This window comes from Pseudomonas sp. P110(2024) (genome assembly GCF_057480795.1).
Window position 1 is genome coordinate 1 of sequence record NZ_JBLIYT010000037.1, and the last position, 538, is coordinate 538.

Genomic DNA, 538 nt, shown 5'->3' on the forward strand with positions numbered 1-538 from the left:
CCGGTTCTTTTCGTGTTCCTCAACAAACCGCGCAATCGCGTGAAGATCCTCTATTGGGAGCGCAACGGTTTCTGTCTCTGGCTCAAGCGCCTGGAATCCGAACGCTTCAAAACCTCGCCCGACATCACTGACGAAGCCATTGTCCTGACTGTTCAGGAGCTGAACTGGCTACTCGACGGCTTCGACCTCTGGCGCAACCGTCCGCATCAGGTTTTGACCCCTCGTTTCGTTGCCTGAATCGGTATAATCCTCGGCATGAATTCCATGCCCGATGACCTTCCCGATGACCCTGTCCTGCTCAAGCAAATGCTCCTTGAGGCTTACGCAGCACGCTCGCGTGAGCAGGAAGTCAAAGAAGCCTACGCCACCCACATCGTTGATCTGAAAGAACAGATCAAGTTGCTGCGTGATCGTCTTTTCGGCCGCAAGTCCGAGCAGGCCATCGACCCCAACACGCCGCAACTGGCGATGTTCAACGAGGCAGAGAGCGAGCCTCTGTTGACGGTGGAGACGCCGGATGAAGAAGTCGTCACACCAG

General features: G+C 55.9%; 2 protein-coding genes. Both read left to right on the top strand.

Annotated features, from left to right (window positions below):
- A partial coding sequence (gene tnpB / locus AC25ND_RS26370; protein ID WP_486976682.1) for an IS66 family insertion sequence element accessory protein TnpB occupies positions 1 to 237 on the top strand: 237 nt, incomplete at its 5' end.
- A gap of 18 nt (positions 238 to 255) precedes the next feature.
- Positions 256 to 538 (top strand): transposase domain-containing protein (locus AC25ND_RS26375; protein ID WP_486976683.1); only part of this gene is annotated, 283 nt, incomplete at its 3' end.